The sequence below is a fragment of the Rhodococcus sp. 06-462-5 genome (genome assembly GCF_002258315.1).
Lineage (GTDB): Bacteria > Actinomycetota > Actinomycetes > Mycobacteriales > Mycobacteriaceae > Rhodococcoides.
The window spans coordinates 19579-27496 of sequence record NZ_NOYD01000039.1; the positions used below are offsets into that span (position 1 = coordinate 19579).

Here is a 7918-nt window from a genome sequence, read left to right on the forward strand (position 1 = left end):
GCCCTACGTTACTCGAGTCGGTTCGCTTGACCTCGACCACGCTCGAGGTTTCACACTGGAATGCGAGGGCCGAAAAATCGGTTGGAAACTGAGCCTGTGCAATGAAATCATTCGAGCACAGCAATAAGGAGAAGAACTGTGTCTACGGGTGTGCTCGATCCCGAAACCCGAACCCTCGATCAGCCATACCCGGACACCGCGAAGCCGCCCAGCTCACTGCGCCGTTTCGCGCCGTTTCTGCTGCCGTACAAGTGGTTCTACATCGCCTCGATCGTGGTCTCGCTGATCGCCACCATGACCGGTCTGGTGATTCCGCTGGTGATGCAACGCGTCATCGACGGCCCCATCACCGATCGCAATTTCTCTGCCGTCTGGTGGCCCGCGGCATTCGTCCTGTTGCTCGGCACCATCGATGCACTCGGCATCTGGGTTCGCCGCTACCTGGTCTCCCGCCCGTCGAGCCAGTTCGAAATTTCAGCGCGTGCAACGGTATTCGACAAGTTGCAGCGACTGTCGGTCTCGGCTCACGAGAGCTGGGAATCGGGTCAGCTGCTCTCGCGTGCCATCGCAGACCTCGGTTCGCTGCGGCGTTTCATGGCCTTCATCGGCCCGTTCATCATCATCAACGCCGTGACACTGGTCGCCGGTATCGGCGTATTGCTGGTGCAGTCATGGCAATTGGGGCTGATCATGCTGGCGACGTCGGTACCGCTGGTGATCGCCTGCACCAAGTTCGAGACGCTGTATCGCGTCGTGGCCCGTGACGCTCAGGATCAGGCAGGCGACGTCACGACGACGGTCGAGGAATCCATCCAGGGCATCCGCGTCCTCAAGGCGTTCGGCCGAAGTGCGCACTTGGGCAAGCAGTTTCTGCGTCAGGCTCGCACATTGCGGGGTACCGAACTGAAGAAGGTGCGCTACCTGGCGATCATCTGGGCGGTGATCGTCGGACTGCAGCCGATCACCATCGGTGCGATCCTGACCGTGGGTACGTACTCGATCGTGCAGGGCACCATGACGGTCGGCACGCTCGTCGCGGCCATCGCCATCGTCACGTTCCTGCTATGGCCGATCGAATCCTTCGGGTATCTATTGGCCGAGCTGAACAACGCCCGCACGGCAGCCGACAGGTACTGGGAGATCATGGATACTCCCGAAACTGTGACCGATCCGGACAATCCCGTCGAATTGCCCGAAAGAATCCGTGGCCGAGTGCAATTCGATCGCGTCGGATTCACCTTTCCCGACGCGTCGTCGCCGCTGCTCGAGGACGTCAGCTTCGTCATCGAGCCGGGGGAGACAGTCGCGCTGGTCGGCAACACCGGTAGCGGAAAGACTGCGCTGACCAACCTCCTTCCCCGTCTGTTCGATGCCACCGAGGGTTCCATCACCATCGACGGCATAGATGTGGCCTCGATGCGGTTGTCCGATCTGCGCTCGATCGTCACCGTGGCGTTCGAGGATCCGGTGTTGTTCTCGGCGAGTGCGCGCGAGAACATCGCGCTCGGTTCGCCCGGCGCGTCCGATGCCGAGATCGCCGAGGCGTTGGAGATCGCGCACGCAACGGATTTCGTCGAGCAGTTGCCGTGGGGCCTGGCCACTCGCATCGGTGAGCAGGGCATGAGCCTGTCCGGTGGGCAGCGGCAGCGGCTCGCGCTGGCGCGGGCGGTGCTGGGCAAACCGCGGGTGCTGGTGCTCGACGACCCACTGTCTGCGCTCGACGTGGACACCGAAGCCAAAGTGCAGAAGGAATTGCGGCGCGTGTTGGCGCACTCGACGACACTGCTGGTGGCGCACCGACCGTCGACCGCTGCGTTGGCCGACCGCGTGCTGTATCTCGAGAACGGAAGAATTGTGGAGCAGGGAACACACGAGGGACTGCTGGCGTCGTCGCCGCGGTACCGCGAGGTGATGGGGTCGATTCATGGCTGAGCAAACCGCAGCTGCGGATTGGCGCGGCGTCGGCGGCGAGGAATCGGAGGTCGACGCAACCGGAAACCTGGTGCTGGCCGGGCGTTCTCGCCGGTTGCTCGCCTCGTTGGTGCGGCCGTACAAGAAGCAGGCCCTGCTGTCTTTCCTGATCATTCTGGTCGACAACATCACCTACGTTGCCGGTCCGCTGTTCATCGCCTACGCGCTGGACAACGGTGTCGGCGCTGCAGCGCAGGGTGATTGGGCTCCGTTGATGTGGGCGATCGGCGGCTACACCGGCTTCGGTCTGCTCGGGATGATCACCACCTACGCCTTTCTCACCGTCTCCGGTCGGCTGAGTCAGAACATCCTGTACGACCTGCGCGGTCGGGTGTTCGACCATGCCCAGAAGCTGAGCCTGTCGTTCCACGAGAAGTACACCTCGGGACGGTTGATCTCGCGTCTGACCAGCGATGTCGAATCCCTGCAGACGCTGCTCGAAAGCGCGCTCAACGATGCTCTGACGGCCATCCTGTCGATGGTGTCGATCGCGGTCATCCTGGTGTACCTCGACGTTCCGATGGCGATGATCGTGCTGGCCGGATTCGTTCCGCTGGTCCTCGTCACCCGGTGGTCGCAGCGTCGACAACGCCAGGGATACCGTCGAACACGGGTGGCGATCGCCCGCGTCGTGGTTCATTTCGTCGAATCCATGGGCGGTATCCGTGCGGTACAGGTGTTCCGGCGCGAGGGCCGCAACGACGCGATTCTGAGCACCGAGGATTCGGAATACCGCGACGCCACCACCGCAGCGCTGCGCGGGATGGCGAGCTACACCGGCATCGTGCGCTGGATCGGCAACGTCACGCTCGCGATCATCCTGGTGTTTGGTAGCTGGCGAGTGATCAACGGCCACATGGACATCGGTGTGCTTGCCGCCTACGTGTTGTATCTGCGCCGGTTCTACGGACCTCTCGACGAGCTGGCGATGGTCTTCAACGCCTACCAGTCCGCCGCTGCCGCCCTGGAGAAGATCTCCGGGGTACTCGAAGAAGAACCGTCGGTGACGGCACCGAAGAACCCGGTGGAGATCGGAACGGCCAAGGGCGACATCACGTTCGACGATGTGCACTTCTCCTACGGCCCCGAGCGCGTCGTGCTGCCGGAATTCTCGTTGCACGTACCCGCCGGACAGGTGGTCGCGATGGTCGGAGCCACCGGAGCGGGCAAGTCGACACTGGCAAAGCTGTTGGCGCGCTTCTACGATCCGACGGCCGGAGCCGTCCGACTCGACGGCGTCGACATGCGGGAGATCAGCGACGAGGACCTGCGTCGCAACGTCGTGATGGTGACTCAGGAGTCGTTCCTGTTCTCCGGTTCGGTAGCGGACAACATCAGGCTCGGACGCCCCACCGCGACCGATGCGGAGGTGCGGGCAGCCGCGGACGCCGTCGGACTGACGGAGTTCATCGGGTCGCTCCCGCAGGGAATCGACACCGACGTGCGCAAGCGCGGAGGCCGATTGTCCTCGGGCCAAAGGCAATTGGTGGCTTTCGCGCGGGTGTTCCTCGCCGCGCCGTCGGTGATCGTGCTGGACGAGGCGACATCGAGCCTGGACATCCCGAGTGAGCGGCTCGTGCAGCGCGCACTCGAGACCATCCTGCAGGGACGAACGGCGCTGATCATCGCGCACCGACTCTCGACGGTGGCCATCGCGGACCGGGTACTCGTCATGGCCGACGGAAACATCGTCGAAGACGGAACCCCCGCGGACCTCATCGCGGGGGAGGGACGCTTCGCGCACCTGCACGAGGCGTGGGAAGACTCGCTGGTCTGATTTTCGTAACGCGTAGTCGGTCTCCGGCGAAATGACCTGTATGAGAAGAACATTTGTAGCGGCAACACGAGTTGCCACCGTCGTCGTCTCAGGTCTGGCCTTTTCTGCAATCATCGGCGCAGGCGTGTCCCATGCGGACACTCAGGATTGCTCCATCTCCCGCGATGCCTTCGGCGCGTCTGCAGCGTGTCACGACACCGGTGCTCCTCCGGGTCGGGAGTACGTACTCATCACCGAATGTTGGGGCTTTCATGTCACCGCCACCGTGCCCTTCCTTGCGGTGGGGCCCTACACCTCGTCGAGCCGATCCTTCGTACCGACAGGTCAGGCGTCGGGTAATTGCGGGTCGAGCTGGGACCAGCCGACATCGACCCTCGGTGTGGTCACCGGTGCCCACGTCGAGATCTATCGCCAGTGAGATCGGCCTCGTGACCGGGTGATCACGTCCAGGGAGTTATCGGCGGCTTGACCCACATGATCTTCTCGTCCACGTGCTGGGGCGTCGCACCGTCGTGGCCCGGGTGTTCGGCCGCCCACGCAGATTTACGGTCGAGCAACTCGGCCACGATGGTCCACGTCTCCATCGTGCTCGGCGGGTGCAGGTCGGCGGCGCGGGCGAGTTTGCGGCGAACGGCGTCGGTGAGGTCGAGCAGCTCGGCGCCGGTGATGCCGCGATCCCACACGTAGCGCGCCAGGGCCTTCGCCTTGTCCTGTCGACTCTTCGCAGCCTGTTCGGAGTGCGCGAAATCGAACTGCCCGCCGCCGGTGTTCTCTGTCGTCACGGGCACAACCTTAATGAACTGCGAGAAAAGGCACGTCCGCTTGATCTTCTGGGGGCCCCGTCGCATACCGTAGGTGAGTGATCACTCAAGCATCGGGTGCAGAGCATGTCTCCATACCCGCGACCGGCTCCACAGACGCGAAAACCTGGCCCTCGATCCTGACGTGGCGAGCGCACGACGTTCCCCGTATGGAGTCCGTGCGTGTCCAGCTCTCGGGCAACCGCATCAAGGCTGCCGGACGCATCATCGGTGCCGCGTGCAGCGATCACCCCGCTTTCAGCGCGTCCTACGACCTGGTGACCGACGAATACGGCGTCACCAAGCGGCTCTCGGTGCGCACGTCGCTGGCGTCCGGTGACCGGCAGGCCTCGGTCAGCCGTGATGACGAGGGCTACTGGATGGTGGAGAACAGCACCAGTCATCAGCGCTCGACCTACAGCGGCGCGCTCGACGTCGACATGGTGCTCAGCCCGTTCTTCAACACTCTGCCGATCCGTCGATTCGGTCTGCACACCCAGGTCCAGGACCTCGAGGTGCCCACGGTGTACGTGAACCTGCTCGACCTCAGCATCCAGGAAGCCACGCTGACCTACAGCAGTGGTTCCGAGGGAATCCACGTCATCTCGCCGGTCTCCACGTCGTCCGTCACGGTCGACGCCGACGGCTTCGTTCTCGACTACCCGGGGCTGGCCGAGCGGATCTGACGCACGACGCCACCACGTCGACCCGCGTCCTGCAGCTTCTCCCGCCACCCCGGTTCGCCCGGGGTGACGTCGGTGATCTCGAAGCGTTGATGCTGCTCGTACTGCAGGCGCGCTGCGTTTCCGGCGTCGACCAGCGTTTTCGTCGAACCTTCGTCCAGTTCTTTGCGCGCGGCTGTGAGTGCTTCCAGTGCCTGGTCCAGCGCGGTTCGCAGAGCGGCGGCGTTGCCCTCGGTCATCGCTCGGACGAGATTCGGAGACGAGGACGCCACCCGCGTCCCGTCCCGGAACGAGCCCGCAGCCAGGCCCAACGCCAGCGGTCCGCCTGCCGCGCCCACGATCGCCAGCGCTTCGGCCAGCAGATGCGGTAGGTGAGAGATTCTGGCGACGGCGCGATCGTGCTCGACGCTCTCGGCCGGCACCACCACCGAACCGCAGTCGAGGGCCAGCTGGGCCACCCGAACCCACACGTCCGCGTCGACTCCCGGATCGGTGGCCACCACCCACACCGCGTCGGCGAACAGCGTCGGATCGGTGGCCGACCAGCCCGATTGGTTGGTGCCCGCCATGGGATGTCCACCCACGTAGCGGGCCTGCAAGCCGCGAGCGGCCACGGCGGCGGCGACCTCGGCCTTCACACTGACGACATCGGTGATCGGAGCCGCGGGCGCATGCTCGACGACGGCCGCAAGAACGGAGTCGACGGCCGGCATCGGAACGGCGATCACGATCAACGCGTCGTCCGCTGCGGCCCTGCTCAGCGCGGCTGCCAGGTCGGTACCGACGTCGTAGCCGTCGGCTGCAGCACCGGCGATCGCGTCGGCCGATCGGTTCCATCCCCATACCCGACGGCCCGCGTCCTGTGCCGCGCGCAGGATCGACCCACCGATCAGTCCGAGACCCAGAACGCACACGGAAGAAGAAGTCACCCGATCAGATTGGCACAGGTGGGTGACGTCGACAGGAGGTGGACTTCGAATACCGGCCCCTACCGGACTACCGTTGCGCGCATGGCCGCACAGCGCGCGAACAACAACCGCGCATCCGCACCGGAATACGACGACCTCGAGGGATTCGGCGTTGCAGTTGTCCGAGAGGAAGGCAAGTGGACTGTCACGCCGCTGTCCGACGACGCACTGACCAGTCTGTCGGCGGCAGAGACCGAATTGCGTGAGCTGCGCAGCTCGGGAGCGGTGTTCGGAATGCTCGACGTGGACGAGGAATTCTTCGTCATCCTGCGTCCCGCACCGAACGGCACCCGACTCCTGCTGTCCGACGCGGTCGCCGCAGTGGACTACGAAATCGCCGCGGACGTTCTCGACGCGCTCAACATCGAGATCCCCGACGTCGACCCCGACGAACTCGACGACATCGAGCCCTACGAAGAAGGCGACCTCGCTCTGCTCGCCGACCTGGGACTACCCGAGGCCGTCCTCGGCATCATCGTCGCCGAGACCGACGACTACCCCGACGAACAGCTGCAGTCCATCGCCGAACGCCTGGGCTTCGAGGACGAGTTCGCCGCAGCGGTGAACAAGCTGCGGCGGTAACCGATGCCGGTGTCCGACGCGGACATGATCCGCGCAGCGCTGTCGGCCTCGGCCGAGGCATCGGATGCCGATGTGCCCGTCGGAGCCGTCGTGTTCGACGCCTCCGGCCGAGAGATCGCCCGGGCCTGCAATGCGCGGGAGGCGTCGGGCGACCCCACCGGACACGCGGAAGTGATCGCACTGCGTCGAGCAGCGGCGGTCCACGGTGACGGCTGGCGACTCGAAGGCTGCACGCTGGCCGTGACCTTGGAACCCTGCACGATGTGCGCCGGGGCGCTGGTGCTCGCTCGCGTCGGAGCTGTGGTGTTCGGGGCGTGGGAACCCAAGACCGGAGCCGTCGGGTCGCTGTGGGACGTGGTGCGAGACCGTCGACTCACCCATAGGCCGCAGGTGCGCGGCGGGGTGTTGGAAGCCGAATGCGCCGAAGTGTTGACCAGGTTCTTCGCTCGCCAGAGATAACGATCCCGTCTCGAGGTGAGGGGTGAGGTGGCCGGGTCGGTCGGTTTTCAGGAGTGTGGAGAGCAGGGGTGCGACGACGCGCTCCAACCTCTGCGAAGGAGAGCACTATGGGAATCGGCGACAAGATCTCGAACAAGACCGAAGACCTCGGCGGCAAGGCAAAGGAAGCCGCTGGTTCGGCCACCGGAGACAAAGACCTCGAAGCAGAAGGCAAGGGCGACCAGACCTCGGCAGCAGTCAAGGACGGCGTCGAGAAGGTCAAGGACGCAGCCTCGAACATCAAGGACAAGCTCACGGGCAACTAGTCGCCGGAGTGGAGCCTGCGGAATGACCAATGGATTCACGCGCTGAGCAGGCGATTTAGCCTCAGGCCGTCATTCCGGTACAGTCTTCTGCGGTGGCGTGTCCGAGCGGCCTAAGGAGCACGCCTCGAAAGCGTGTGACGGGTAATCCCCGTCCGAGGGTTCAAATCCCTCCGCCACCGCCAAAGCTCCCCACCTGTTCACGCAGGTGGGGAGCTTTTTTGTGCGCGGGTGTGGGTGGGGTGTCGCCGGGCCGGGTTCAGCGGCCGGATTGGGTTCTGCCGCAAACGCGCGCGCATTGGCCAAGTGCGCGCGAAATAGACCCCGAATCGGTAGCCAAACCGAACGCGTCTGACAAATGCGCGCGCATTTGTCA

9 protein-coding genes and 1 tRNA gene are annotated in these 7918 nt (G+C 64.6%); 8 read left to right on the forward strand and 2 right to left on the reverse strand.

Going from position 1 to position 7918, the window contains the following annotated elements; genetic code table 11:
* Window positions 1-138 precede the first annotated feature (138 nt).
* From CH251_RS19190 to CH251_RS19200, 3 genes are read left to right on the forward strand one after another with little or no spacing between them, the layout of a single operon-like run.
* A complete protein-coding gene (locus CH251_RS19190; protein WP_094614570.1) occupies window positions 139-1932 on the forward strand; it encodes an ABC transporter ATP-binding protein in 1794 nt (597 codons plus the stop codon).
* Complete coding sequence (locus CH251_RS19195; protein WP_094614571.1) at window positions 1925-3748, forward strand: ABC transporter ATP-binding protein; 1824 nt, start codon at window positions 1925-1927, stop codon at window positions 3746-3748. Before CH251_RS19190 ends, CH251_RS19195 begins: the two co-directional genes overlap by 8 nt.
* A 40-nt stretch (window positions 3749-3788) precedes the next feature.
* Window positions 3789-4166 carry a hypothetical protein gene (locus CH251_RS19200; protein WP_256979181.1) on the forward strand — a complete coding sequence of 126 codons (378 nt, stop codon included), beginning with the start codon at window positions 3789-3791 and terminating at the stop codon, window positions 4164-4166.
* A gap of 22 nt (window positions 4167-4188) precedes the next feature.
* On the opposite strand, the gene CH251_RS19205 is transcribed toward CH251_RS19200, so the two are convergent.
* Entirely contained in the window at window positions 4189-4530 is a 342-nt protein-coding gene (locus tag CH251_RS19205) for a hypothetical protein (protein WP_094614580.1), read from the reverse strand.
* A 77-nt stretch (window positions 4531-4607) separates the two neighbouring features.
* On the opposite strand from CH251_RS19205, the gene CH251_RS19210 reads away from it, so the two are divergent.
* Complete coding sequence (locus CH251_RS19210; protein WP_373454972.1) at window positions 4608-5234, forward strand: putative glycolipid-binding domain-containing protein; 627 nt, start codon at window positions 4608-4610, stop codon at window positions 5232-5234.
* On the opposite strand, the gene CH251_RS19215 is transcribed toward CH251_RS19210, so the two are convergent.
* On the reverse strand, window positions 5207-6178 hold the full coding sequence (locus CH251_RS19215; protein WP_094614573.1) for a prephenate dehydrogenase: 972 nt from the start codon (window positions 6176-6178) through the stop codon (window positions 5207-5209). The genes CH251_RS19210 and CH251_RS19215 overlap by 28 nt on opposite strands.
* A gap of 63 nt (window positions 6179-6241) precedes the next feature.
* Here CH251_RS19215 and CH251_RS19220 point away from each other — a divergent pair, with 63 nt between their 5' ends.
* From CH251_RS19220 to CH251_RS19235, 4 genes are all read left to right on the forward strand, one after another.
* Window positions 6242-6781, forward strand: coding sequence for a tRNA adenosine deaminase-associated protein (locus CH251_RS19220; RefSeq protein WP_094614574.1), 540 nt, complete (start codon window positions 6242-6244; stop codon window positions 6779-6781).
* 3 nt (window positions 6782-6784) lie between these two features.
* The gene (locus tag CH251_RS19225) at window positions 6785-7240 is read left to right on the forward strand and encodes a nucleoside deaminase (protein ID WP_094614575.1); all 456 of its coding nucleotides are present in this window, start codon (window positions 6785-6787) and stop codon (window positions 7238-7240) included.
* A gap of 107 nt (window positions 7241-7347) precedes the next feature.
* On the forward strand, window positions 7348-7545 hold the full coding sequence (locus tag CH251_RS19230) for a CsbD family protein (protein WP_032395366.1): 198 nt from the start codon (window positions 7348-7350) through the stop codon (window positions 7543-7545).
* 91 nt (window positions 7546-7636) lie between these two features.
* Window positions 7637-7727 (forward strand) — tRNA-Ser (locus CH251_RS19235).
* Window positions 7728-7918: the final 191 nt, after the last annotated feature.